Source organism: Peribacillus folii, from assembly GCF_030271255.1.
In the GTDB taxonomy this organism is placed as follows: domain Bacteria; phylum Bacillota; class Bacilli; order Bacillales; family DSM-1321; genus Peribacillus.
In genome coordinates this window covers 256462-282668 of the sequence record NZ_JASJOM010000006.1, presented here as the reverse complement: position 1 = coordinate 282668, position 26207 = coordinate 256462, and the positions used below count along the sequence as shown (strand labels likewise).

Below are 26207 nucleotides of genomic sequence, written 5' to 3'. Positions count from 1 at the left end.
CGGTCGAGCGAAAGGCTTTCCTTGAAAAGGTCAGGCTCGGTGAGCTGAAGTCGGTTATAGACTTTGGATTAAGAGGAATGGTGCAGGGAAATTCGATAGGTTTTTTCCGGCCTTCCACGATGCCCTTATGAGCTGAGAGATCTTGTCATACATATATTTTTTTGAAGTGTGTTCGAAACATTAGCAACGCATATAAATAGGCCGTTCCTTTTTTAGCAAAGCACGAGTACCTAGGAAATAGGCTTCGTAAATAAGGTCGGGGCAATAGAGTTCATTATATGGGGGGATTCCTGATCGGGATCCCGCCTTTTTTTGTATAGAATGTTGTAAAATACTGGTTGTATATTTGATATATCATAGTAAATTTAATATAGTCTGAAATTATGTTCATGATAAATTTAAATTTTCTTTAAATTCAAATAATATCATTGACAGGGTGAAAATAGCGTATTACTCTTAAAAATAAGTATAACGATAATTTATTTTTCGTATTAATAATGTTATGAATAAAGATGATCTGGTAAATGAGCAAAAAGAGGGGGACTTGAAATCATGTATAATCCGGAAGTTGAAACGGCTACCCGTGCCGAAATGGAAAGTATGCAATTGGCGCGCCTGAAAAAAACGATAAGTTATGTAAATGAAAAGGTCCCTTATTACAGAGAAAAATTTTCAGAGGTGGGCCTTGATCCTGTAGATATTCAATCATTGCAGGATGTGACGAAGCTGCCATTTACAAAAAAACAGACTCTCCGTGATCAATATCCATTCGGGTTATTCGCCGTCCCGATGGAAGAGGTAATAAGGATTCATGCTTCATCCGGAACGAGCGGGAAACCTACCGTAGTGGGGTATACGAAAAACGATCTGGAAAATTGGGCAACGATCGTCGCGCGCGGGATTGTAGCTGCCGGCGGGAGGGAGTCGGATATTTTCCATAACGCCTATGGTTACGGGTTGTTCACAGGCGGACTTGGCCTACATTGCGGGGCAGAGAAATTAGGAGTCGCCACTGTGCCCATTTCTGGGGGGAATACCGATCGTCAAATTACGATCATCAATGATTTCAAGCCTAGGGGCATCTGCGGAACACCATCTTATATCTTGAATATTGCTGATAAAATGGAAGAGATCGGGATAGATCCCGCTGATAATGGGCTTGAATATGGAATATTCGGAGCTGAGCCATGGTCAGAGGAAATGAGAGCGACACTTGAGAAGAAATTGAAGTTGAAGGCGGTTGATATTTACGGACTTAGTGAAATCATGGGGCCAGGAGTGGCGATTGAATGTCATGAAGCGCAGAATGGGCTTCATATTGCAGAAGACCATTTCCTTGTTGAAGTCATTAATCCCGATACCCTTGAACATGTAGAGGAAGGCGAGGACGGGGAACTTGTCTTTACAAGCCTTACGAAGGAAGCACTTCCGATCATTCGCTATCGTACTGGGGATATCGCTTCCATTACTCGTGAAAAGTGCGTATGCGGGCGGACCACCACAAGGATGTCCCGCGTTAAGGGCAGGACCGATGATATGATCATAGTAAGAGGAGTAAATGTATTTCCGTCTGAAATCGAGCGTGTGTTACTCAAAATGGAAGGAATCGTCCCTCATTATCAGATCCACCTGGTGAAGAGGGGCCTAATGGACAGCGTTGAGCTGCACATTGAAATTGAAAGCGGTTTCTATAAGAGGATTGACGAAAATTTAGCTCACGAAAAAGTAGGGGAATTAAGGAAAAGACTGCAGCAGCAAATGAAATCGACATGTCTTGTAACGATGGATATCGTTGTTAATACCCCGAAAAGCATTCCCCGGTCCGAAGGAAAAGCGATTCGTGTTGTTGATAAACGCAAGGGTGAAATTCTTAGTATATGACCGGTAAATGCTGTTGGAGCTACATGATTGGCGGCGGTCGCTTTGGACCTTATACTTCGGAAAAGGACGATTGGAAGTCTAAATAATATGATACTGTAGGAGCCGTTAAGGTGATTCCGATTGGATGATGGGGCGATTATTGGCGATCGCCCGGGGTCAATGATTTATCGAATGACTTGGATGATGCGCTGTAAGACTTTCCAACGAACTCGTTCAAAGTGGATAAGGCTCCGTTTAAGCCGAATTTGTATAAAGTTAATCCTTCCGGCAATTACCTTTATCTTTAAAAAGACCGAATAGTCTTGCATTTGATATAACAATAAAATATAATAACGTTAATTATACGTTATATTAATTAGTCGATAAGAGGTGTTTCTGATGAACGTTCTTTTAAATGAGATGGCTGAGCAAGAGAAGCTGAAACATTTCATTGCCAGAATCGATGCTGGGGAAAAGATAGAAGCTGATGATTGGATGCCTGAAGATTATCGAGGGACTCTCATCAAGTTGATTTCCATGCATGGCATCAGTGAAATCATGGGCGCACTTCCAGAAAAGGAATGGGTGCCCAAAGCTCCGACATTAAATAGGAAACTTGGAATCATGGCTAAGGTGCAGGATGAGATGGGTCATGGACAATTATTGCTTCGTGTCGTCGAGGATTTGCTGAGGCCGTTTGCCAAAAAACGGGAGGATCTTATGCAGGATTTGTTCAATGGAGATCTCAAGTTCCATAACGTCTTCCATATGGAGGCCAAGACATGGGGTGATGCTGGATTGATCGGCTGGCTCGTTGATGGGGCGGCGATCATTTCCCAAACGAACATGCTAGGCGCTTCATACGGACCGTATTCCCGCGCATTACACCGGATTTGTGCCGAAGAAGTTTTTCATGCCCAACATGGGGAGGCGATCATCATGGCTTTGGCCGAGGGCACGAAAGAACAAAGAAAATTGGTTCAAGACTCGATCGATTATTGGTGGGAATCATTGTTGCTATTCTTTGGGCCCCCCAGCAAGAAGGAGGTGGGCTCATCCAAACAGGATGTAACGATCAGGTACAAAATCAGAACGAGTACGAACGAGGAGCTTCGTCAGGCCTTCTTTTCCAAATATGTGAAGCGAATCCTTTCGCTCGGATATACCATCCCGGATGAAACCCTTCGATTTGATGAAGAATCAAAAACCTGGATTTACCAGCAGCCTGATTGGAGCAAATTGAAGGTGCTGGCAAGGAATGAAGGACCTCGCTCGCAGGATCGATTGAAGCTCCGAAGAATTTCCTATGAAAATAATAAATGGGTAAGGGAAGCCTTGGCTCCAAAGGTCATTTAAGGGAGGCGGTAGGAATGGAACCTAGACAAGAAGCTTACTTTGAGGAATTTGAAGTATTTAGCCGTAAAACAAAATCCGCTCCGGTCCAATATCATTATAGCCTGCTGGCCCCAAATGAGGATATTGCCATCATGATGGCACAAGAGAATTTCATGAGACGCGAAGCAGTTGATGATATTTGGATCGTCAAAAGACAGAACATACGGAAAATGACGGCGGATGAAAAGAAAACGCTTCAGCGTATGGACAACAAAGATTACAGGACCACAAAGGGATATGGATACTTAAAGAAAAAATGGCGGAAGTATGAGCAGGATATGCTCGACGAAAAAGAAATAATGTCTTGGGCGGGAGGAGTGAAAAATGGAGAATGAATCATTGAAGAACTTGGCAATCAAGGAATTACTGCTTCAATTGGCAGATGATGATTTCATCCATGCATATCGGGGGTCCGAATGGCTGGGTCTTGCCCCTCATATCGAGGAAGATGTTGCTTCCTCCTCGATAGCCCAAGATACGATGGGGCATGCCGTAATATATTACAAATTATTGGAAGAAATCGGTGAGGGAACGGCAGATTGGCTTGCCCATGACCGTCAGGCCCATGAAAGACGCAATGCCATCATTCTTGAAGCTGCCAATGGCCCCGGACATTATATGAAAGATCCGGATTATGACTGGGCCTTTGCGGTGGTACGGAATTATTTTTACACCCAGGCCAAAGCGATCAGGATTCAATCGCTGCAATCCAGCTCATATGCACCGCTTGCTGAAGTGGCACAAAAGGTACAGATGGAGCTTTACTACCATTTGATGCACTGGAAAGTATGGTTCGTCCAATTGCTTGGTTCCGGGCACAAGGAAGCGGTTTCGAGAATGAAAACAGCAATTGAGAAAACCTTACCGGATTTCGCTGGAATATTTTCACTCGGGCAATTCGGAGAAGAAATGGTGGAGCAAGGCTTGATAGAGGGTGAAGCTGCCATACAAAAGAAATGGATCGATGCCGTCACCCCGATTTTCGAAAGTGTAGGCGTAGCTACCACATTTGAAATTGGAATGGAAAAGGGTGATGGAAGAAACGGCGTGCATACGGAGGATTTAAAAACGGCGCTTGACACATTAAGCGAAGTGTATGCATCCGATAAAGCTGCTTCATGGTGAAATGGAAGAAACGGGGGGAGGGGTATCATGTCGACCGTACTGATAAATGCAGATGAAATATATAAGCTTCTGGAAGACGTAAAAGATCCCGAAATCGATACAGTGAGCATTCTGGATTTAGGGATGGTTGAAGACGTGACGGTTACGGGTCCGGACGTAACGGTGCAAATGCTGCCCACCTTTTTAGGATGCCCGGCATTGTCAATCATTCAGAAAAATGTAGAAAGGGCTTTAAAACAGCATCCCATCGTGAGGAATGTAAGTGTTGAATTTTTGCGCGCACCTTCCTGGACGTCAGATCGGATTACAGAAAAGGGGAAAGCTGGATTGAAGGCATTCGGGATATCCCCCCCTCCCAAGCAAATGAAAAAAGATGGGTCATGGCATATCGATTGCCCTTATTGTGAATCAACATTTGTCACGATGGAGAATATATTCGGCCCCACGGCTTGTCGCAGCATCTTATATTGCAAAGCATGTAAAAATCCGTTCGAAGCAATGAAACCAATGATAAAAATGATCTAATATATGGAGGTTTTCTAAAATGGTAAAACTAATCGCCCTTTATAAACAACCTGAAAACAAGGAAGAATTCGACGAGCACTACTTCAATGTCCATGGTCCGTTAACCGGGAAGATCCCTGGGCTTCAAAAAATGGAGGTTACCAAAATAGTAGGGACACCGATGGGCAAAGACTCTGAATATCACATTCTATGTGAAATGTATTATGAAGATCATGATGCTCTCCAACAAGGAATGCGCTCGCCGGAAGGGAAAGCGTCTGGGAAAGATTTGATGGGCTTTGCAGGGAAGCTGGTAACGATGATGATCGGTGAAGAAGTGAAATGAATGCGTCTCAATTCATCGAGACGTCGATCAAGGATGGCATTGGATTCATCTTCCTGAACAGGCCAAAGCAATTGAATGCCCTGAACAGGAAGATGATCAGTGAAGTCGTTTCGACGATGGAAGCATTCGACATCAATCCCGATGTGAAGGTGATATTGCTGACAGGCAATGGAAAGGCATTTTCTGCCGGAGCCGATATTGACGAGATGGTGAATGACAGCCCAATCACTTTGGAGCTAACGAATCAATTTGCCGATTGGGATCGAATCAGTTTAGTCAGGAAACCAATAATCGGGTCTGTGAAAAGCTTTGTATTCGGTGGTGGCTTCGAGCTTGCTTTAGCCTGTGATTTCTTGATTGCTGCAAGTGATACACAATTTTCCTTTCCGGAAGTAACGCTAGGAGTCATGCCTGGTGCAGGAGGAACGCAGAGATTGACGAAATTGGTCGGCAAAACAAAAGCGCTTGAATGGATATTGACGGCAGAAAGGATCCATGCAAAGTCAGCCCTGCATTATGGTTTCATCAATAAAATCGTCGCACCGGAATTGTTAATGGAAGAAGCGGTGGAATTTGCCGGAAAAATTGCGAAGCAGCCTCCGCTCGCGGTTAGGCTGATTAAGGAGTCCGTCAATAAAGCCGTGGACTATTCCTTATATGAAGGGATGCAGTTTGAAAGGAAGAACTTCTACCTTCTTTTTGCCTCAACGGATCAAAAAGAAGGAATGAGTGCGTTTGTTGAAAAAAGAAAGCCTAAATTCACTGGCGGATAAGGAGTGCTCTATGTACGAAACGATCACATATAGGGTTGAAGATGGCGTGGCGTGGCTTACTTTGAACCGTCCAGGTAAACTTAATGCCTTCACTTCCCAAATGAATAGGGAAATACAGAAAGCGATCAAAGCATCTGCTGGTTCTGATGATGTGCGCGCAATTATCATCACCGGGGAAGGCAGGGCATTTTGCTCGGGACAAGATTTATCGGAAGTGGATGAAAGCAAGCATCTAGGTCAAGTGCTGCGTGAAGATTACGGCCCGATGATGCAGCAACTGGCGAGCTGCGATAAACCTATCATAGCAGCAGTAAACGGTGTGGCAGCCGGAGCGGGCTTCAGCCTGGCTCTGGCATGCGATTTCCGGCTAGTTTCCGAAAATGCCAGTTTTGTGAATGCTTTTGTCAACATCGGCTTGATACCTGATTCAGGCAATCTATATTACCTCACCCGAATCGTTGGGCATGCGAAAGCCTTGGAACTATCCTTATTGGGTGATAAGGTCTCGGCATCCGAGGCAAAAGCCATCGGGCTTGCAACAAAAGTGATCAGCGTGGATGAATGGAGCCAACAGCTGAAAGCCTTTGCAGAAAATATTGCAGTCAAACCGACGAAAGCCATCGGCTTGATTAAAAGATACTTAGAGGCAACCTATCATCTTTCATTGGATGAATACTTAACCGAAGAAGCAGAAGGCCAGCGAATCGCCGGTTTGACGCAGGACTTTGCTGAGGGTGTGGCAGCTTTCATGGAAAAAAGGAAAGCTCGGTTCATAGGAAAATAAAATGAAAGAAGGAGTGGGGTTACATGGTTAAAGTTCAAGAGGCGGCATTTGAAAAAGCGGAAACGAAACGTGATTATTACCACCTGATCATTAATGGGGAAAGAGTGGAAAGCTCTAACGGATCGACGATTGATGCGTGCAATCCAGCCACTGGGGAGGTCATCGCCAAGGTGGCAAAAGCGACAAGGGAAGATGCGGAAAAGGCGGTTCAAGCTGCACGTGATGCGTTCGATAGAGGAAAATGGAAGAAAACCCCGATTAATAAGCGGTCCCGTGTGTTGAACAAAATTGCAGCAATCATGCGTTCCCGCTTCAATGAGTTGGTTGAATTGGAAGTGTTGAACAGCGGAAAATCCATCTCGGCAGCACAGGGGCAAGTTATGCAGGCGATAGAGGATTTCGAATTTTATGCAGGTGCTTTAGTTGCGCACCGCGGATCTGTCAATAATGTTCCTGGCCAATTCCATAACTATACGGAGAAAGAGCCAGTCGGTGTTTGTGCCCAAATCATTCCTTGGAATTATCCGATGATGATGGCAGCTTGGAAAATTGCCCCTGCGATTGCAGTTGGCTGCTCGGTAATCGTGAAGCCGGCTTCCTTAACGCCGCTGACTGCCATCGTCTTAGGGGAAATCTGTTTGGAAGCGGGTGTTCCGTCCGGAGTGGTCAATATCATCCCAGGTCCTGGAGCGGACGTAGGGAATTACCTAGTCGAGCATCCTAATGTGAACAAGGTCGCCTTCACGGGTTCTACGCCAATTGGCAGGGACCTCATGGGTAAAGCCTCCCAAACATTAAAGAGGGTAACCTTGGAGCTTGGCGGAAAATCTCCTAATATCGTTTTTGAAGATGCCGACCTTGAAGCAGCTATTGATGGCTCCCTATATGGCATTTTCTACAATACCGGACAATCTTGCGAAGCGAGATCGCGTCTATATGTACATGAAGACATTTATGATGAATTCGTTGCCAAGTTCGTGGAAAAAACGAAAAAACTGAAACTGGGCAATCCACTAGATAAAGAAACGCATGTCGGGGCAATCATAGATCAAGGCCAATTGGATGTCATCAATAATTATGTGCAATCGGCCATTTCGGATGGTGCTGATATCCTAACCGGCGGAAAGCAGGCGGTCATTGAAGGCTTTGAAGGAGGCTACTGGTTTGAGCCGACGGTCATTGCCAATGTCAATCATGATATGAATGTAGTGAAAGAGGAAATATTCGGTCCCGTGGTCGTCATTATGAAATTCAAGGATGAAAAGGAAGCCATCAGGCTCGCGAATGATACAGAGTTTGGTTTAGGTTCAGCGCTTTGGACAAAGGATGGAGGACGTGCGACCCGAGTGGCCAATCAAATCGAAGCGGGAATCGTCATGGTGAACTGCCCATTCTCCGCTTTTCCTGGCACCCCTTTTGGAGGATATAAACAATCAGGATTCGGACGCGAGCTATGCATTGAAACACTGGATCTTTATACAGAGACGAAAAGCATCATTTCCTATCATGGAAGCCGTCCTTTAAATCCTTTCGGCATTTAATCGAACATGAATAGATGGCTGGCAAAACGATTGTCGGATAAGCAATTCAACTATGGCTGAATGCTTCCGGGTCGTTGAAGCCGGCCTTCTTTAAGTAAAAGGAGGAATGATTGATTGATGATTAGTAATCTAGTGATTGTCGGATCTGGGGTCATGGGCAGGGGGATAGCCTATGTCGGGGCAACTGGAGGCTTTGACGTACTATTGGTGGACGTGGAGCAGGCTGCATTGGAAAGTGCAAAAAATGAGATTGATTCCATGTTTGAGAAGGGTGTTCGCTATCAAAAAATCACCAAGGAAGAAGCTGCTTCAGCAAAAAGCAGATTTTCATATTCTTCGAATTTGAAAGAAGCGGCTGCAGCTGCCGATTTAATCATAGAGGCCGTTCCGGAAAAAGCGGAAATTAAGAAAGCCGTTTTTGAAACGCTTGAAGCATATGCAAGCAATGACTGTTACTTTGCAACGAATACGTCCACCATGAGCCCGACTGAAATTGGATCATATGGGAAACGCCCCGAAAAAACGATTGCCATGCATTTCTTTAATCCCGTTCAAAAGATGCCGCTCGTGGAAATTGTACGCGGCCTAGAAACAAGTGATGAAACGGCAGCCATAATCAAGGAAGTTGCCGGGAAAATGGGGAAAGAGACCGTTGTCATCAATGAATTCCCTGGATTCGTTACAAGCAGGATCAGCTGTCTCGTAGGCAATGAGGCGTTTTATATGCTTCAGGAGGGTTTAGGGACACCAGAAGAAATCGATAAGGCCATTAAACTAGGACTGAATTACCCAATGGGTCCATTCGAGCTGGGGGATTTGGTTGGATTGGATGCTCGTTTAAATAACCTAAGGTATTTACATAGCAAGCTTGGCGAAAAATATCGTCCCGCGCCACTGCTTGAACAGTATGTTAAAGCGGGCAGGCTTGGCCGCAAGTCTGGCAGGGGCGTTTATGATTATACGAAAGATGGAGAGCTGGTGAGGAAATGAAGGATGTCGTGATTGTCGATGCTGTAAGAACACCAATCGGAAAATATAAAGGCGCTTTGAAGAGCGTTCGTCCGGATGACCTCGGTGCCATTGTAATCAGGGCGCTGATGGATCGCAATCCGGCGCTTCCTCCAGAGCAAATTGATGATGTCATCTTCGGCAATGCAAATCAAGCAGGGGAGGACAATCGCAATGTAGCGAGAATGTCCGCGTTATTGGGCGGTCTTCCCGTAACTGTGGCCGGAACGACCATTAATCGATTATGCGGATCTGGGTTGGATGCCGTCATGTATGCTGCACGCTCTATAGCTGCAGGAGAAGGAGAGATTTATATCGCAGGCGGCACCGAAAGCATGACAAGGGCGCCATTGGTCATGGCCAAACCTGAAAGTGAATTTCCTCGGGGAGCGATGGAGCTCCAGGATACGACGATTGGCTGGCGCTTCACGAATGAGAAGCTGAAAGAAATGTTTGGTGCGGATTCCATGCCCCAAACAGCGGAAAACGTCGCCCAGCGCTTTTCCGTTTCAAGGGAAGAACAAGATCGATTCGCACTCCAGAGCCAGCAACGAGCGAGATATGCAGTGGAAAATGAGCGCTTTTTCAATGAAATCATACCAGTCAGGATCACCGATCGAAAAGGAAAAGAGATCATTTTCATTAAGGATGAACATCCTCGTCCTGACACGACCATGGAAAAGCTGGAAAAACTTAAACCGATCTTCAAAGGAGGAACTATTACCGCAGGTAACGCCTCTGGTGTAAACGATGGAGCTTCTGCCTTGCTGGTAATGAGCGCAGAAAAGGCGCGCGAGCTTGGATTGATGCCTTTGGCTAAGTATGTGGCAGGCGCGGTAGCCGGATTGGAACCGTCAATCATGGGCCTTGGTCCGATTCATGCGACTAAAAAAGCGATGGAGAGGGCGAAGATCAAGATTGAAGACCTTGGACTGATTGAATTGAACGAGGCATTCGCCTCCCAATCGGTCGAGTGTATCCGCCAATTGAAGCTGGATCAGGAAAAAGTGAATGTCAATGGCGGGGCCATCGCATTTGGCCACCCCCTCGGTGCAAGCGGTGCACGTATATTAACAACACTTGTTCACGAAATGAAAAAGCGGAAAGTACGTTACGGCCTAGCTACGATGTGTGTCGGTGTAGGGCAGGGTATTTCCGCGATTATTGAAAATATGGAAGATGATTGAGATGGAAAAAGGGGAGAAAAAGCATGTCTAATGTCATTTATGAGGTGAATAATCAAATCGGCTATATTACCGTCAATCGACCTGAGGTATTGAATTGCTTCGACTATGGGACACTTTCTGAGCTGCAGGAAATCATCGAGGGGATTTATCTGAACAGTGATATACGTGTGGTCATTTTCACGGGGGCAGGGGAAAAAGCATTCAGTGCAGGCGCTGATTTAAAAGAAAGAAAGAGTTTGAATGAGTCGGAGGTAAGAAGGAACGTTACATTGATCCGTGAGGTTTTTACTAGCATTGCAGGACTGCCGCAGCCAACCATTGCGGCCGTCAATGGATATGCATTGGGAGGCGGCTTCGAATGGTTGCTATCTTGCGATTTTGCCATTGCTGCTGAAGGCGTTTCTTTGGGACTTACCGAAACTAGCTGGGCAATCATTCCGGGGGCAGGCGGTACACAGCGATTGCCTAGATTGATTGGTGAAATGAAGGCGAAGGAATTAATCTTCACTGCTAAAAAACTGACCGCAGAAGAAGCTTTACAATTAGGAATCCTTTTGAAGGTCGTGCCAAGGGAACAGCTCCGCCCAGCCTGTGAAGGGTTGGCGGCAGCCATCATGAAAAATGGGCCGATTGCAGTGACACAAGCCAAATATGCAATTACCCAAGGAATGAATACGGATTTGGATACGGGATTGGCGATAGAAGGAAAAGCCTATGAGCTGACCATTCCGACCCAAGACAGATTGGAAGCACTCCACGCGTTCAGTGAAAGAAGAAAAACGCAATTTACCGGGAAATGATATTGCGGTTTCTCATTAAGCGGATATAATAATTATTATGTGGACCGTGTGAAAATGGTAACAATAGAATGAGGTGAGGGATATAGGAACGAATACGCAATCCATGATTTTTACGATATATGGCGATTATATCCGGAACTATGGAAGTAAAATTTGGATAGGCAGTTTGATTCGCTTATTAAAGGAATTCGGCCATAATGAGCAGGGCGTGCGTGTAGCCGTTTCACGAATGGTCAAGCAAGGTTGGATCCAATCCGAAAAGCAAGGGAATAAAAGCTATTACTTTTTGACTGAGCGCGGTGTACAGCGTATGGATGAGGCTGCCAATCGTATTTATAAGATGAAACCAAATGAATGGGATGGGAAATGGCGCATCTTGATGTACACGATTCCTGAAGATAAACGGCAATTGCGGGATGATCTGCGCAAAGAATTATTATGGAGCGGGTTTGGCAGCTTTTCCAGTGGGTGCTGGATTTCCCCTAATAATCTCGAGAAGGAAATAGATCTTTTAATCGCGAAATATGAAATTGATGCATATGTTGATTTCTTCATTTCCGAATACAAGGGACCAAAGGAAAATCATTCCCTTGTCGAGAAGAGCTGGCATTTGGAAGAAATCGAGAATAAATACGAACAGTTCATCGAAAAATACAGCAAACAATTCATTGTGCATCAAAGCATAATCAGCAGAGGCGAAATGTCTGATGCGGATTGCTTCGTGGAACGTACGAAATTGGTGCATGAATATCGTAAATTTTTATTCATCGATCCGGGCCTGCCTAAGGAACTGCTGCCCTCAAAATGGAATGGGAACCATGCTGCACTTTTATTCAGCCAGTATTATCAAGTGTTAGCTGAACCGGCAAGCCGCTTCTTCGAAAGCGTATTCCAGGAAAATAATGATTTATGGCGGAAAGATGAGGCCTATGACGCTAAGGACCATCCGCTGATCATTAAGTGAAAAAAGAGCCTCGGCCAGTCACAATTGAATACTGGCCGAGGCTCTTTCACTTGATGGAAGAAAGGGGCAGCGGATTAACGATCAATCGAGTATAGCTTTGAATTCCTTTCCTTTTTGAACATATGTATCAATTGAAAGCTGGATCAATTCAAGGTCCTTCTCATTCAATCTGCGAACCACTTTGCCGGGCGAACCAATTACGAGTGAACGCGGAGGGATGATTTTGCCGGCAGAAACCAATGTATTCGCACCGATAATGCATTCTTCTCCGATTTCCACATTGTCCAATATCGTTGAACCCATACCTATAATGGAGCGTTTACCAATTTTACAGCCATGCAGGGTCACGTTATGACCAACCGTCACTTCGTCTTCGACGACAACAGGGCAGCCTTCGAATAAATGGATGGTGGAATTATCTTGAATGCTGCACTTTTCCCCTATAGTAATTGAATCCTCATCTCCGCGCAGGACGGAGTTGAACCAAATGGTCGATTCTTTCCCAATTGTAATATCACCAATTAAATGGGCGCCAGGGGCAATGAAAACGGTTTCATCAATGAGGGGCTTCTTCTTATTATATGGGATGATCATGGTCTCGCTCCTTTTCGAAAAGTCAGAATTGTTTTTCTAATGATTATAGTATAACATTATATGGACAGGGAGGGGAAATAGTGAAATATATTTGTGAGCTTTTTTCTATTAAATATCCAATCATTCAAGGCGGCATGGGGAATATAAGCAATGCAAGTTTAGCGGCTGCAGTCTCCAATGCAGGTGGACTTGGAACGATTGGCTGCGGTACGATGACTCCCGGCCAGGTGGAAGCCATCATTCTTGAAACGAAGGATAAAACGAATAACCCTTTCGCGTTGAACATCCCGATCAACGTTAGTCCCTATACAGCGGAGCTCATCAACCTTGTCCTGAAGCATGAAATACCTGCCGTTTCCTTATCAGCGGGAAATCCAGCCCCTTACATTCCGTCCTTGAAAAAAAAGAAGATAAAAGTGATCGCTATCGTGGCGTCGGTCAAGCACGCCCAAAAAGCAGAGGCTGCCGGGGCTGATGTGTTGGTTGCCGAAGGATTCGAGGCTGCAGGAATCAATTCGAACCTGGAATTGACGACCTTTACCCTCATTCCGCAAATTAGTAAGCATGTGAAGGTGCCGGTGTTGGCGGCAGGAGGGATTGGGAATGGTCAAGGAGTGGCAGCAGCACTAATGCTAGGTGCCTCGGGAGTGCAGTTAGGAACCAGGCTTATCGCCACGAAGGAAGCCCCCTTCCATCCATCCTACAAACAAAAGCTCATTGGAGCGATGGGGAATGATACGTGCATATTGGGCAGATCGGTTGGCCAGGTGAGAAGAGTATTGAAGGACCCATATGCGGAGAAAATCCTGGACCTGGAAAAACAAGGGATGTCAGCTATGAGCTATCGTGATATGACCTCTGAAGTTCATCATATAAATGGGGCAATGCATGGAGATGTTAACGAAGGGTTCATGAATGGCGGCCAAGTTGCCGGATTGATTGAGGATATCCCGACCGTCCAGGAATTGCTTGATGGGATGATGACGGATGCAAAAAAGCAAATCGAGCAAGGATTAGCAGCGTTCACCACCCCCTTCATGATTTAACACCGACTTGGCAGAAATAGCTACTGGATGGACACCGATTGAAAAGTAAATACGCTAGGTAGTTAGCGTAGATGCTGTCTGTATTTTACAGGCGGCATTTCTTTGGTTATCCATCCAATTTCATTTTTTTCAGCTTTATTATCGTGTCAAAAGAAAGGACCGCATAAGAAACATGGCCATTCATCAGTAGAATATGAAAAATTGTGATTGAACTTGTGATACAATGGATAATGTCCTTTTTGAAATCAAGGGCTTCGCCGGAACGATCTAGGCGGAGCCTTATTATATGTAATAAGGCGGAAATGGGGAAGTCTCAATGGAAACTATAATAATGGATATGATTGAAGCGTTTAAATCTTTATCTTATTTCGGTGTGATGCTGGCATTGACCTTTGAATTCATTCCTGCTGAAATAGTTTTGCCACTGGCAGGTTACTGGGTTTATCAGGGTGATATGAATCTATACCTGACCATCCTTGCCGGTTCGATTGGTGGGGTAACGGGGCCGCTGACGCTATATTTCTTAGGGAAATATGGCGGAAGGCCGCTAGTTTTGAAGTTCGGGAAATACTTTTTGATTAAGGACGAGCAGTTGAACAAGGCAGATCGATTCTTCGAAAGATATGGAGGGGGGATCGCGTTCTTTGGCAGATTTGTACCGGGGATCCGTACAGCTGTGTCGCTCCCGTGCGGAATGCTGAAAATGAATGTTTGGAAATTCATTTTATTCACCTATTTGGCGATGCTTCCTGTTACAAGCGTCTATGTTTATTTAGGGTACAAGTTAGGTCCGAAATGGGAACAAGCAGGAGCCATCTTTTCCCAATATGCCAATTTCCTGCTCATCCCGATTGCACTTATCGTCATTTGGTTTGTCATGAAGGCTCAAAAACAAAAGCAAAGACAAAAACTGAAAGTCAATTCATAATAAAAGAAGGCGCCATGAACAGGCGCCTTTTTCATTTATGTTTTTATTAGCAGAATCCGCCGTAACCGCCGCCGCCATAGCCGCCGCCACCGAATCCCCAACTGCATCCAATGATGACTAACAAGATGAATAAAACGATCAGTAAAGCGAATCCGTTATCGAAACCGCCGCAGCCGCCACCGCCGCCACAACATTCGTTACCATTTCCACCCATTTAATTTCCTCCTCATACTTTTTGTGAATTACAAACCTAGCAAAACATCTTTACCGGGAATACTTCATACTATGTATCCTAGGCCAAAGTGTTTGTTGATTCATAAAAAATGGGCGAGGGTAAATTAAGGGGAATGAGCCCGAATATTTTTTTGAAATCGGTTTAAATGTTATAATATACCATACGGAAGTTGGGGGGAAGGGAGATGAAATCGATATGAAAGTTGCCATTATTACGGATGTACATGGTAATGCTTCAGCATTAAAAGCCGTTCTCGATGAAATTGATCAAAGGGCAGAGATATCTCATATTTATTGTTTAGGGGATATGGTGGGGATAGGTCCGGCTACCAATGAAGTCCTTGACCTTTTATTTTCCAGGAAGGATGTATCGATGCTTACCGGAAACCATGATGAAGCTGTGTTGTCCGTCATGTACGGGGAGCCGCATCCTCCAGGACACATTCATGTCAAGCAGCACCATGAGTGGATCGCGAAGAGGATGCATCCGGAATTTATAGCCCAACTTGAAGAGTTACCCCGCACCATTCAGCATACCATTCATGAACACTCCGTTTACTTCACTCATTATCATATGGAATCGAAGAACTTGAATGAGCATATAAGCAAAAATCCATTTAGTAAAATCGTTGAACCGTCGTTAGCGAACTTAGAAAGCCTTTTTGCTGAGCAGCAATATGAATTGATCGGTTTCGGACATCATCACCCTACCCATCATTTTAAAAACGATCGAACGATTTTCCTTAACCCTGGATCGCTTGGCTGTACCGTTGAGCCCCTTGCTCCTTATGCGATTGTTACGATTGAAAAAACAGGGATTTCCGTAAATCTGGAAAAGGTTTCTTATGATAATTCATCTTTTTTGTTGTCCTATAAAAACCTTCAGGTACCTGAGCATGAATTCATTATACGTGCTTTCCATGGTGGGCAGAAGGTTTGATGCGTTTAGTCTTTATTGAATAAGGGAAATTATCCAGCATAAAGGTACAGGCCTGGGGATACGATAATAGGCAAAACAATCGATGTTGGAGGTTGGTCATGAAAGAAAAAGAACAAGGCAAAAATCAGGAGCATGAAGAGCTGGAACAACATAGCCTTATCTGTAATAATGAATTATTCAATAAAGATCTGTATGCCATTGTCGATGATACGATGCAAGAAGAAAGCTGAATTGGGGAAAAGCGCTGCAGAAAATATGTCTGTAGCGTTTATTTTTAGGTTTTGATTCATTCATGGAAAAGCAATCATTTGAAACCAATCTGAATTTATCCCATACTATATATAAATTTTAAATCCGGGAGGAGGGATGGGATGGGACATCATCATGGGCACGCTCATGATCATGGGCATGGTCACCACCATCATTCAAACAATAAAAAGGCGCTGTTGGCATCTTTCTTATTGATCGCCACATTTATGGTTGTCGAAGTCATTGGCGGATTTTTGACCAATAGTCTGGCGCTATTGTCGGATGCTGGTCATATGCTCAGTGATGCGGCGGCTTTGGGGCTAAGTTATACAGCGATAAGGCTGGGTGAAAGGAAGGCGACAGCTTCCAAATCATATGGATATAAACGATTTGAAATCATCGCGGCCTGCCTGAATGGATTGACCCTGATTGTGATATCCGTCTTCATTTTCGTCGAAGCAATCAAGAGGTTCGTGAATCCTCCCGAGGTGCAAAGCCTGGGAATGCTGATGATTTCAATCATAGGGCTACTCGTTAACGTCATTGCCGCATGGATTTTGATGAGCGGTGATAAGGAAGATAATTTGAATGTAAGGAGTGCCTTTTTACATGTGATCGGTGATATGCTTGGTTCTGTCGGAGCCATTGCTGCTGCACTCATGATATATTTCTTCGATTGGGGGATAGCAGATCCGATTGCAAGCGTCATAGTTGCGTTCTTAATTATCATCAGCGGTTTTAGGGTAGTGAGGGATTCCTTTCATATCTTGATGGAGGGTACACCGGATCAAGTTAATGTTGATGATGTAAAAACATCCTTGCTTGAATTGGGCAGTGTCTCAAATGTTCATGATCTTCATATTTGGACGATTACTTCTGGTTTTTTGACGATGAGCTGTCATGTTGTCATTGATGGTGGCGGCAATCACGATTCTGTTTTAGCGGAAGCGCAGAAAATGCTTCATGACCGGTTTGGAATAGAACATAGCACGATACAAGTGGAAAGGCAGGATGCAGGCTGTCCGAATCCACACGAGACATGCAATTAATAAGGTGACTGGCTCTAGGATGGGCCAGTCTCTTAAATTTGCTTTTTACCTATGGGGAAAGGCCCCATAGTGGAAAATGCGAAGTGAAATGTCAGTTGATTTTGCCATGAACATATTCCTGACACATTTAAAGGGTAGGATGAAAGGAAAATGCCCTGATTGCTGCAATCGTTCCCATGGATAAAGCGATTCCACTATAATATAGGAAGGGGGAGCCCATTCATGAAGAAAATTTTGATAGTAGAAGATGAAATTTCCATTTCCATGGTATTGAAAGCATATTTAGAGCGTGAAGGCTTTGAAGTGATACAAGTATACGACGGGCTCAAGGCGATTCCGCTTTTTGAGGAGACAGACCCAGATCTCGTTCTGCTGGATGTCATGCTGCCAGGGAAGGAAGGCTGGGAAATATTGAAGGAAATCCGTGAGGACGATGCCTGCCCGGTCATCATGCTGACGGCCCTGAACGATGTCGATTATCGGTTATCCGGCTTTAAGTCAGGCGCGGATGATTACATCTCCAAACCTTTTGTTGCAGAGGAGGTCGTTGCGCGCGTGCATGCCGTTTTAAGAAGGTCGAGCATGCCAGCGGAGGATGTTGGCCATCTGCATCAATTCGGGAGCTTAACGATCGATGATCAGTCTTATTCGGTGCAACTGAATCGGGAGGAGATAAACTTGACGCCGCGTGATTTGTCACTGCTCATTTTTTTCGCAAAGCATCCCAATCAAATCTTCACGAGAGAACAGCTTCTCGATCAAGTGTGGGGCATCGATTATGATGGCAGTGACCGTGCCGTGGACCTAGCCATCAAACGGATCAGAAGGGCTATCGAAGCATGGCCGGCGACTGAGGGGGAAATCAAAACATTGCGTGGATTGGGGTATCAATTGAGTGTCTATGAAAATTAAAAAAAGAACTACTTTACAACGCTATTGGACGAAAAGATACGTAATGACCTTGATTTCGGGCTTGATATTATTGTCAGTCTTTTCATTATGGTGGATGGAAAAAACAGCCTTGGAATATAGGCTTAGCCTCCTTAAGTACTTAGCTGATGAAACATCCGATAGGGCGATAAAGGAAAATGGCCAGATTGTCGTCGGTCCGGTCCTTTCGGAGATTGTTGAGGAAAGGGAGAAAATCCTTCATTTGAATCAGCAGCCCATCATCTATATCGTCGATCCTGACGGCAGCATCATTTATACGATGCCTCAATTGTATATTGACCCAGATGAAAATAAACTTCCGGATGTCATCATGAAAAATAGGGAACTCATTCAAAAGGTCAAGATTTCCGACAATAAAGTATATGTCGTCAAATCTCCGATTAACTTTGAAGATGAGACGCGAGGCTGGGTGGTCATTGCCCAGGAAGAAGGTGCCCTAAAGGAGATTAATCAAGATCATGGCTTATTGGCGATCATGATTGGAGGACTGTTGATTTTAGGGACAGGGGTCATTTATTTCCTTTCGCGGCAGATTTCCCGGCCCATCCAAGATGTAGCGAACGCAGCAGTCGAAGTTCGTGAAGGCAACTATGATATCCATTTCAAAGAGGAAGAAGAAATAAAGGAAGAAGAAATTTATGAACTGATTAAGTCATTTAAGGAAATGACGAATCGCTTGAAGGCCATGGAGAGGCTGAGGGCGGAGCTGCTAGCAGGTGTAACCCATGATTTGAAGACACCGGTCACTTCCATTAGCGGTCTGATCCAAGCGGTAAAAGATGATGTGGTCACGGGTGAGCAGAGCAAGGAGTTCCTGGATATCTCCTTGAAGGAAACCCAACGGCTTCAAGGTATGATAGAAGATTTGCTTAATTATAATGCCATCTCGGCAGGTGCATTCAAGATTCGGCTGCAAAATGAAAATATCAATATATTCGTTCAGGAAATTGCTTATCGCTGGCAGGTTACGCAGGATGATGAGCAAGCGTTCTTGCTCGATATAAAAGTTCCTGATGAACCTCTATATGGGCAAATTGACTCCTTGCGAATGCAGCAAATCGTCATTAACCTTTTGAACAATGCCAGGCACGCGCTTGATGGCAACGGCAAAATAACCATTGACCTTTATGGAAAAGGTGATGAACGAATCTGCATTGATGTACAGGACAGCGGTCGAGGCATCCCGGAACATGAACAACAGTATGTGTTCGAACCCTTTTACAGGGGTGAAAACAAAAAACTGAAGGTACGCGGTTTAGGCTTGGGATTGCCATTCAGCAAGATGCTCGCAAAGGCTCAAAAAGGCGATCTCATACTGAAGGATAGCAATCAGCATGGTACAACCTTTACGATCATCCTCGAGAAATCGAATCAAGTATAAATAAAGGGTTGTCCAAATGACTGGACAACCCTCTTATTTAAGCAATGTCTGTTGAATGGTGTTTAAGCCAATTGGCTGATTGCCCGCCATAATTGTACATGACGGACCTTCCTTGGAAGGAAGCGGCCCATTTCTTCTTCGTTATATCCAGCGTGCAGGTTTTTATGGTCGAATATGATCGGGCGGCGAAGTAAATCTGGATTGTCTTGAATTAGCTTGCAAAGATCATTAAGTGGTGTATTATTTATATCGATATTCAGGCTTTTAAATTTTTTGGAGCGGGTAGAAATGATTTCATCTGTTCCGCCCTCCGTTTTCCGTAAGATCTCTTTTATTTCTTCTATTGAAAGAGGTTGAGAATATAGGTTGCGTTCATTGTAGGAAATTTCGTTTTTCTTAAGCCAAGCTTTTGCTTTACGACAGGCTAGACTGCTTGGAGTAGTATAAATTGTTACCATTTAAAATCGACTCCTTCAAGGTTTCAAAGTTTATGGAAAGAAAATTATTTTTCTATTTGTGATACTCTTACTTTAACGTTCCTTTGTGTCAGCAAGATGTCAAGAAAAATAAACTTAAAAGTAATTTCAAAAAGAAAGGGAGAAAATGAAATGAAAGCTGCCTATGCAGAAAACAATCTTGCGCTGTCGTTCATGACGTACAAACGCGTACATAAGCTGCTGATTGCCGATATCCATGCAGGGATAGTGGCATGACAGAGGGCTTTTGGTCTCCTGTTCAGCTATCGCTACAGGTGGCAGGGCTGGCTGGTATCCTTGTTTTCTTTTTTGGGATTGGTCTAGCTCGATTCATGGCTAGAAAAAAATTCAAGGGCAAAGTCCTCGTGGAAACCGTATTTTTGTTACCGCTTGTTCTGCCGCCCTCTGTTGTCGGTTTTTTATTGATTGTGGTTTTTGGCAAAAATGGTTTACCAGGCAAGATCATCGAAACCATCTTTAATAAGCCCTTAATGTTCACGTGGTGGGCGGCGGTGATTGCATCTGCGGTGGTGGCTTTTCCGCTAATGTATCAATCCGCAAAAACGGGCTTTGAAGGGGTAGATGAAGAAATTGAACATGCAGCAATGGTTGACGGAGCAGGGCAGTTGAAATTGTTCCTGTTCATATCGCTTCCATTGGCAGCCAAATCGATCGTTACTGGATCGATATTGAGTTCTGCGCGTGCATTGGGTGAATTCGGTGCGACGTTAATGTTTGCCGGAAACATTCCTGGACAGACACAAACAATACCAACAGCAATTTATATTGCGATGGATTCCGGTAATATGACATTAGCCTGGCTATGGGTTGCCATTATCATTGCCATTTCATTCATCATGCTTTTTGCTGTGACCTATATTAAATGAATACTTGCAACTGTCTGTTTCGGTATCCAAGTTCAGGTCTTCAAAGGACCAGGTCTAATGCCTGCATCGAGGGGGATTATTGTATTTAATCAGTCTGTGTTATAATCGACAAACAAGATGAACTAATGAAATGAGGAAGAAATTTGTTAACATTTGAAGAAAAATTGCGCATTATCGAGACTTTCCCGGAATTACAGCGAAAAGACGTATCATTGGGACGTGTGAACTTCCATTATCCAGATAGCGTCCAGGAGAAAAAGATTGTCGTTCAGCACTTGCATCCCAATGGAAATGGTTTCGTTTATGCAGGGCATATGAAGAAAAAGGACACTGACCGTAAAGGATTCATTAATATACGTAACTATGATGAAGCACAATTAAAGGAATTGATTCAGAAAAGCATGGATTATTTATCTGCACCTGCGGTTGAAATCGAAGAGGAAGATGATGAGTTCGCCAGATTGGAAGGAACATGGGTCAGCAAGGAAAAACAAGAGCTTTCGCTTATTAGGGAAGACCAGCTCTGGAACGTGTACTCCGGTTCAAATTTGGAGGAGTGTTTCGAGAGTCCGATCGAGGCAGAGCGTTACTTGCTTGACGAAGGCTTTCGTCAAAGCAGGAAGCGGAAATTGTAGAAATTTAGGATAATTTGTCGCTTGAATTACTGCGATAATCTTGTTTTTTTAGGATTTTCCATGATATAATATGAGTAATTATTTTTGTTCGGAATAAGTTTGATAGAAGGATTTACCGTTATAGGATTCCTCTTGAAACATTATCCAGAACCAAAAATAGTAATAAAATGGATTTTTCCAAACACAGGAGGAACTATCATGGTACAAGGTAAAGTAAAATGGTTTAACGCAGAAAAAGGTTTCGGTTTCATCGAAGTTGAAGGCCAAGACGATGTATTCGTACATTTCTCAGCTATCCAAGGCGAAGGCTTCAAAACTCTTGAAGAAGGCCAAGAAGTTTCTTTCGAAATCGAGCAAGGCGCTCGTGGACCACAAGCAGCTAACGTTCAAAAATAATTGAACGCATATAAAAAAGACTCCGAGTAATGGAGTCTTTTTATTTTTTCCGTATCTTTTAATCTTCTTTTCCCCTCGACATTTCCTTTAATACTTTATCTAGTTTTTCTTCGATCCGTTTTGAACGGGTAAAATGTCTGGATAGGCAATATGCTATGAATATAACGAATGCGAACAGTATCAGCATGAAAACGATAGGCAATAACTGAGTAATAGTAGCAGCCATGATGTTCTCCTTTTTTCCTTCATTATACATCATAATTGCCCTTGCCAATGGCCGGATTGGGCCATGTTTATCGAAAAGAAAGGGGATATGCCAAACGCATATCCCCTTTCTTTTCAATTATGGAATAGTGAGGCGAACTTTCGTAATCTGTCCAGGTCTGAATCCTGATACATTTGTTCTACTTTCAATGTGACCAATAATTGACTCTTAGCGAATAACATGTCCCGGAAATGATCGACCGCTCCACAAAAATGATTGTAATTTGTTTCGCCGGTCCCAAAAACCCCGGTTTTCAAGGAAGTAATCGGAAGTTGTTCCAATTCTTCATAAAAGGCTGCCGACTTGGCCGGAAGCTCTCCATTGCCCCAAGTATAGGTCCCGACGATCAATGCATCGTAATCCGGCAAAGTGCGTAATTCGAATTCATTGATCCGATATAGTTCAGCTGTAGGCAATAGGGCAGCGATGGCTTCTGCGAGTGCTTTTGTATTGCCGCCTGCAGAATGATAAACGATGGCAATCTTATAGCTCATCGAACCCATTGCTGGCATTTACTTGACTGTATGTTCTTGATTTTTGTTCGAAGAAATCGGTTTTGGTCAATCCGATCGATTCATCATCGAAGGTTTTGATCCATGGCATCGGGTTTTCGTCGTACTCTTTATACAGATTGTCCAGGCCAAGCATGCGCAGCCGTTTGTTGGCAATGTATTCAATGTACTCATTGAATTCTTCCAAGTCGAGATCGGCTTTCGTTTGGATGTCTTCAAGCATGTATTCAGACCATTCCTTTTCTAGCTCCACCGCTTGTTCGATCGTTGTGTAGATGAATTTCGTGTTTTCTTCATTATTCAATTCAGGATATTCATACATCAAGATTTGGATGAGCATTCCGATGAAGTCGAAGTGGACCATTTCATCACGATGGATGTACGAAATCATCGTAGCCGAACCGGTCATGATATTTTGCCGGCCTAAATTATAATAAAATGCAAAGGCCAGGTAGAAATAAATTCCCTCGAGGTTTGTTGAATGGATCAAGGCCTCGAATAAGTGCTGCGGGCTAGGATCGTCGACGAATGTTTGGTAGGCGTCCACAATCGGCTGATTGCGCTTTATCACTTCAGGATGCTCTTTAATACGATCAAAAAGCTGTTTTTGCTTGCCCACGGGAATCAAGGAAGCAAGGATATACGAATAAGATTCATTATGGATCGATTCCTGCTGGGCCATATTGGCAAGGATTGCTTTTGCTGCCGGGTCCTTGATGTATCGAAGAATCTCCACCAAGGTAGGGGTTTGCAGACTGTCCATCCCAGCGATCATCGTCAGGATATCAAGAAAGGCGTCCTGGATATCTTCATCCATTTCCCCCCACTGTTTTTTATCCTGAATCATGTTCACGCTGGAAGGCTTCCAAAAATTATTGATGAGCTGTGTATAGGTATCATAGAATTTTTCATACTGAATATCGTTCCAAAGGAGAAAGCCCGAGGCTTCTCCTTTGAATACACCAGTCGCTTTTGTTGGATGCGTCGGTTCGAGCATCCGGATTTTTTTTATATGATTGGTCATTCGGGAAAACTCCTTTAAAAATAGATTGCTGGATGATCGACCGTTAACTTGAGCAGCTTTCGCACGCATTGTCATATTCGGAAGAAGTGGAACGAACGTAATACGTTGATTTCAAGCCGCTTTCCCAAGCGGTTAAGTGAATATCCAATAATACCTTCGCTTTGATCGTGTTGTGTACATATAGATTGAAGCTGATCGCTTGGTCAATATGTCGTTGGCGAGCTGCGTTTTGCCTGATGCTTTCCAGTTGATCCAAATTAAAGCGTGTCTTTTTATAATATTCATACGTATTTGGAGTCAAGCCAGGAGCCGTTACCTTGAATTTGAAGTTTTTCTTTTCTTCATAAAATTCTATTTCATACAATGGATCGATTCCATCCGTGGAATTGCCGATCTTGGCAGTCGATGAATTCGGGGCAATGGCCATTAGATAGCCATTACGGGTTCCATGCTCCTGCACGTTTGCCTTTAAATCGAGCCATTTTTGATCAGTATAGTCACGGAGCTCGAAGTATTCCCCCGTGTGCCAATCCGAACCTTCGAAATAAGGGTATGATCCTTTTTCCTTTGCCAACTCGTTCGATGCCTTGATTGTCAAGTAAGCGATCTTCTCGTATAAAGCATCTGCAAATTGTACAGCCTCGTCCGATTCCCAATAAATATTTTCAGTGGCAAGTAAATGGTGCCAGCCAAAAGTCCCTAAGCCTATCGCTCGGTACCGTTTGTTTGAGATGGATGCCTGTTTGACCGGAAGATTATTCACGTCGATGACATTATCAAGCATCCTGATTTGAATGGGAATCAATCTTTCAAGTACATCGCTTGCGACTGCACGGGGCAAGTTAATGGATGATAGGTTGCAGACAACGAAATCACCGCTTTTGCGAACTACAACAACATCGCCATCTTCTGTTTCGTATTCATCCGTAATCGTCGAAGGACTTAGGTTTTGAGCAATTTCCGTGCAGAGGTTAGAGCAATAGATCATCCCTTTATGCTTATTCGGGTTCTTCCGGTTCACTTCATCGCGGTAGAACATATATGGAACGCCTTCTTCTAATTGAGAAATCATGATGCTCTTCATGATGTCCATCGCGTTGATCTTTTCAAAACTATAGTTTGGCAGCGTACCATTTTCTGCGGCCTCGACAGCAAGTGCATAATGATTCCTGAAGCTGCCTTCGCCCTTTTTCTCGTCGTATTGGTCTTCAAGTGAAAATCCAAGGGTTTGCTTGACGGTATGCGGGTCAAAAAGATACCATTCTTTCCTGTCGCGTACAGCCTCCATGAACAAATCGGGAATGCATACCCCCGTAAAAATATCGTGAGCCTTTAATCTGTCATCACCGTTCTGCGTCTTCAAATCAAGGAAGCTCATGATATCTTTATGCCAAGCATCCAAGTATATCGCTATCGCACCTTTGCGCTGTCCTAATTGATCGACACTGACGGCCGTTTGGTTGAAAAGGCGGATCCAGGGAGTCGTACCCGAACTATTGCCGGAGAACCCTCGGATGTCGGATCCGAGCGAACGAATCTTGCCAACATAAAGGCCGACACCGCCGCCGAATTTGGAAACCTTTGCAGCATCATAGTTAGCTAGATAGATGCCGTCAATTGAATCTTCAATAGCGTCGATAAAGCATGAGCTCAATTGTCCATGCGCTTTACCTGCGTTCGAAAGTGTAGGGGTGGCAACGGTCATATAAAGATTGGACATGGCCCAGTAAGCTTCTTTTATGAGTTGCAGGCGGTGCTCCGTCTTTTCCAAACGCATGATTTCCATTGCGATGATCATGAAGCGTTCTTGGGGGAGTTCGTACACTTTATCTTTTTTCGGACGGGCAAGGTAGCGATCGTTTAGTAAGTAGATGCCTATGTAAGAAAATAGTTTATCTTTTCCAGGGTCGATCACTGAACCCAATTCTTCGATTTCTGCTTTAGTATAAGAAGAAAGCAGCTCGGATTTATAGATTGGATAGCGTTGGCCTTCCTGCTGTTGCGACAATTCCAGTATTAGTTCATAAAATGGACCATAACTCATGCCTTCATAGCCGCGATTGACCTGTGCATCCCTGTACATCGTATTCAATAGCTCTTTAGCTGCAACGAACGTCCAATCCGGGGCATCGATATCCACACTCTCAAGAGCAAGTTGAATCAGTTTTTTTGAAGCCTGTTCGTCGGTTGAATCACTTTTGCGATCAAGCCATTTGGTAAAACGCTTTTTGAATTTCTCCATATCGAGACGGCCCTCGAATTCCTTCGACAGCATCTCAAGCTGGAGGGAGCTATCATTTTCGCTTATGGTAGAGTTATATGTTTGAGTCATTAATAAGCCTCCTTGTAAATT

30 protein-coding genes are annotated in these 26207 nt (G+C 44.1%); 23 read left to right on the top strand and 7 right to left on the bottom strand.

What is annotated here, in order from left to right; genetic code table 11:
- Positions 1-552: 552 nt before the first annotated feature.
- From QNI08_RS12520 to paaX, 13 genes are all read left to right on the top strand, one after another.
- Positions 553-1881: a phenylacetate--CoA ligase family protein gene (locus QNI08_RS12520; RefSeq protein ID WP_285767752.1), complete on the top strand. Its 1329-nt coding sequence runs from the start codon at positions 553-555 to the stop codon at positions 1879-1881.
- Between the two features lie 378 nt (positions 1882-2259).
- Positions 2260-3216 carry a 1,2-phenylacetyl-CoA epoxidase subunit PaaA gene (paaA, locus tag QNI08_RS12515; protein WP_285767751.1) on the top strand — a complete coding sequence of 319 codons (957 nt, stop codon included), beginning with the start codon at positions 2260-2262 and terminating at the stop codon, positions 3214-3216.
- Between the two features lie 14 nt (positions 3217-3230).
- Positions 3231-3590 carry a 1,2-phenylacetyl-CoA epoxidase subunit PaaB gene (gene paaB / locus QNI08_RS12510; RefSeq protein ID WP_285767750.1) on the top strand — a complete coding sequence of 120 codons (360 nt, stop codon included), beginning with the start codon at positions 3231-3233 and terminating at the stop codon, positions 3588-3590.
- Positions 3580-4380 (top strand): 1,2-phenylacetyl-CoA epoxidase subunit PaaC, encoded by an 801-nt coding sequence (gene paaC / locus QNI08_RS12505; RefSeq protein ID WP_285767749.1) that lies wholly within the window; start codon positions 3580-3582, stop codon positions 4378-4380. The genes paaB and paaC overlap by 11 nt, the downstream gene beginning before the upstream one ends.
- A gap of 27 nt (positions 4381-4407) precedes the next feature.
- Entirely contained in the window at positions 4408-4905 is a 498-nt protein-coding gene (gene paaD / locus QNI08_RS12500) for a 1,2-phenylacetyl-CoA epoxidase subunit PaaD (RefSeq protein WP_285767748.1), read from the top strand.
- Between the two features lie 19 nt (positions 4906-4924).
- Positions 4925-5230 (top strand): EthD family reductase, encoded by a 306-nt coding sequence (locus QNI08_RS12495; protein WP_285767747.1) that lies wholly within the window; start codon positions 4925-4927, stop codon positions 5228-5230.
- Complete coding sequence (locus QNI08_RS12490) at positions 5227-6003, top strand: enoyl-CoA hydratase/isomerase family protein (RefSeq protein ID WP_285767746.1); 777 nt, start codon at positions 5227-5229, stop codon at positions 6001-6003. Before QNI08_RS12495 ends, QNI08_RS12490 begins: the two co-directional genes overlap by 4 nt.
- 10 nt (positions 6004-6013) lie before the next feature.
- A complete protein-coding gene (locus QNI08_RS12485) occupies positions 6014-6787 on the top strand; it encodes an enoyl-CoA hydratase-related protein (protein WP_285767745.1) in 774 nt (257 codons plus the stop codon).
- A 23-nt stretch (positions 6788-6810) separates the two neighbouring features.
- The gene (locus tag QNI08_RS12480; RefSeq protein ID WP_285767744.1) at positions 6811-8328 is read left to right on the top strand and encodes an aldehyde dehydrogenase family protein; all 1518 of its coding nucleotides are present in this window, start codon (positions 6811-6813) and stop codon (positions 8326-8328) included.
- Positions 8329-8445: 117 nt separating this feature from the next.
- Complete coding sequence (locus tag QNI08_RS12475) at positions 8446-9318, top strand: 3-hydroxyacyl-CoA dehydrogenase (protein ID WP_285767743.1); 873 nt, start codon at positions 8446-8448, stop codon at positions 9316-9318.
- On the top strand, positions 9315-10523 hold the full coding sequence (locus QNI08_RS12470; protein ID WP_285767742.1) for an acetyl-CoA C-acyltransferase: 1209 nt from the start codon (positions 9315-9317) through the stop codon (positions 10521-10523). The genes QNI08_RS12475 and QNI08_RS12470 overlap by 4 nt, the downstream gene beginning before the upstream one ends.
- Before the next feature lie 23 nt (positions 10524-10546).
- Positions 10547-11323, top strand: a complete 777-nt coding sequence (locus tag QNI08_RS12465) for an enoyl-CoA hydratase-related protein (RefSeq protein WP_285767741.1) — start codon at positions 10547-10549, stop codon at positions 11321-11323.
- An 82-nt stretch (positions 11324-11405) separates the two neighbouring features.
- Positions 11406-12287: a phenylacetic acid degradation operon negative regulatory protein PaaX gene (paaX, locus tag QNI08_RS12460; RefSeq protein WP_285767830.1), complete on the top strand. Its 882-nt coding sequence runs from the start codon at positions 11406-11408 to the stop codon at positions 12285-12287.
- A gap of 81 nt (positions 12288-12368) precedes the next feature.
- Here the strand turns inward: paaX and QNI08_RS12455 are convergent, their stop codons facing one another.
- Complete coding sequence (locus tag QNI08_RS12455) at positions 12369-12881, bottom strand: gamma carbonic anhydrase family protein (RefSeq protein ID WP_285767740.1); 513 nt, start codon at positions 12879-12881, stop codon at positions 12369-12371.
- Between the two features lie 80 nt (positions 12882-12961).
- Here QNI08_RS12455 and QNI08_RS12450 point away from each other — a divergent pair, with 80 nt between their 5' ends.
- Together QNI08_RS12450 and QNI08_RS12445 are read left to right on the top strand one after the other, a co-directional pair.
- Positions 12962-13927: an NAD(P)H-dependent flavin oxidoreductase gene (locus tag QNI08_RS12450; protein WP_285767739.1), complete on the top strand. Its 966-nt coding sequence runs from the start codon at positions 12962-12964 to the stop codon at positions 13925-13927.
- Between the two features lie 316 nt (positions 13928-14243).
- Entirely contained in the window at positions 14244-14855 is a 612-nt protein-coding gene (locus QNI08_RS12445; RefSeq protein ID WP_285767738.1) for a DedA family protein, read from the top strand.
- Positions 14856-14901: 46 nt separating this feature from the next.
- On the opposite strand, the gene QNI08_RS12440 is transcribed toward QNI08_RS12445, so the two are convergent.
- On the bottom strand, positions 14902-15069 hold the full coding sequence (locus tag QNI08_RS12440; protein ID WP_285767737.1) for a YjcZ family sporulation protein: 168 nt from the start codon (positions 15067-15069) through the stop codon (positions 14902-14904).
- Positions 15070-15285: 216 nt separating this feature from the next.
- On the opposite strand from QNI08_RS12440, the gene QNI08_RS12435 reads away from it, so the two are divergent.
- The 5 genes from QNI08_RS12435 to QNI08_RS12415 all read left to right on the top strand — a co-directional run bounded on the left by QNI08_RS12435 (position 15286) and on the right by QNI08_RS12415 (position 19659).
- Positions 15286-16029 (top strand): metallophosphoesterase family protein, encoded by a 744-nt coding sequence (locus tag QNI08_RS12435; RefSeq protein ID WP_285767736.1) that lies wholly within the window; start codon positions 15286-15288, stop codon positions 16027-16029.
- 98 nt (positions 16030-16127) lie between these two features.
- Positions 16128-16259: a hypothetical protein gene (locus tag QNI08_RS12430; protein ID WP_285767735.1), complete on the top strand. Its 132-nt coding sequence runs from the start codon at positions 16128-16130 to the stop codon at positions 16257-16259.
- Between the two features lie 141 nt (positions 16260-16400).
- Positions 16401-17327 carry a cation diffusion facilitator family transporter gene (locus QNI08_RS12425; protein ID WP_285767734.1) on the top strand — a complete coding sequence of 309 codons (927 nt, stop codon included), beginning with the start codon at positions 16401-16403 and terminating at the stop codon, positions 17325-17327.
- 222 nt (positions 17328-17549) lie between these two features.
- Positions 17550-18239 carry a response regulator transcription factor gene (locus QNI08_RS12420; RefSeq protein ID WP_285767733.1) on the top strand — a complete coding sequence of 230 codons (690 nt, stop codon included), beginning with the start codon at positions 17550-17552 and terminating at the stop codon, positions 18237-18239.
- A complete protein-coding gene (locus tag QNI08_RS12415) occupies positions 18229-19659 on the top strand; it encodes a HAMP domain-containing sensor histidine kinase (RefSeq protein WP_285767829.1) in 1431 nt (476 codons plus the stop codon). Before QNI08_RS12420 ends, QNI08_RS12415 begins: the two co-directional genes overlap by 11 nt.
- A 62-nt stretch (positions 19660-19721) precedes the next feature.
- Here the strand turns inward: QNI08_RS12415 and spx are convergent, their stop codons facing one another.
- Positions 19722-20117, bottom strand: coding sequence for a transcriptional regulator Spx (gene spx, locus QNI08_RS12410; protein ID WP_057912582.1), 396 nt, complete (start codon positions 20115-20117; stop codon positions 19722-19724).
- Between the two features lie 251 nt (positions 20118-20368).
- Between spx and modB the strand changes: the two genes are divergently transcribed.
- The 3 genes from modB (at position 20369) to QNI08_RS12395 (ending at position 22053) form a co-directional block, all read left to right on the top strand.
- Entirely contained in the window at positions 20369-21022 is a 654-nt protein-coding gene (gene modB / locus QNI08_RS12405; protein WP_285767732.1) for a molybdate ABC transporter permease subunit, read from the top strand.
- A 143-nt stretch (positions 21023-21165) separates the two neighbouring features.
- Positions 21166-21657, top strand: coding sequence for a hypothetical protein (locus QNI08_RS12400; RefSeq protein WP_285767731.1), 492 nt, complete (start codon positions 21166-21168; stop codon positions 21655-21657).
- 198 nt (positions 21658-21855) lie between these two features.
- Positions 21856-22053 carry a cold-shock protein gene (locus tag QNI08_RS12395; RefSeq protein ID WP_028393295.1) on the top strand — a complete coding sequence of 66 codons (198 nt, stop codon included), beginning with the start codon at positions 21856-21858 and terminating at the stop codon, positions 22051-22053.
- A 58-nt stretch (positions 22054-22111) separates the two neighbouring features.
- Here the strand turns inward: QNI08_RS12395 and QNI08_RS12390 are convergent, their stop codons facing one another.
- From QNI08_RS12390 to QNI08_RS12375, 4 genes are all read right to left on the bottom strand, one after another.
- Entirely contained in the window at positions 22112-22279 is a 168-nt protein-coding gene (locus QNI08_RS12390; RefSeq protein ID WP_285767730.1) for a DUF4083 family protein, read from the bottom strand.
- A 113-nt stretch (positions 22280-22392) separates the two neighbouring features.
- Positions 22393-22812: a flavodoxin domain-containing protein gene (locus tag QNI08_RS12385; RefSeq protein ID WP_285767729.1), complete on the bottom strand. Its 420-nt coding sequence runs from the start codon at positions 22810-22812 to the stop codon at positions 22393-22395.
- Positions 22802-23854: a ribonucleotide-diphosphate reductase subunit beta gene (locus tag QNI08_RS12380; RefSeq protein WP_285767728.1), complete on the bottom strand. Its 1053-nt coding sequence runs from the start codon at positions 23852-23854 to the stop codon at positions 22802-22804. The genes QNI08_RS12385 and QNI08_RS12380 overlap by 11 nt, the downstream gene beginning before the upstream one ends.
- Positions 23855-23897: 43 nt before the next feature.
- A complete protein-coding gene (locus tag QNI08_RS12375) occupies positions 23898-26186 on the bottom strand; it encodes a ribonucleoside-diphosphate reductase subunit alpha (RefSeq protein ID WP_285767727.1) in 2289 nt (762 codons plus the stop codon).
- Positions 26187-26207 lie beyond the last annotated feature (21 nt).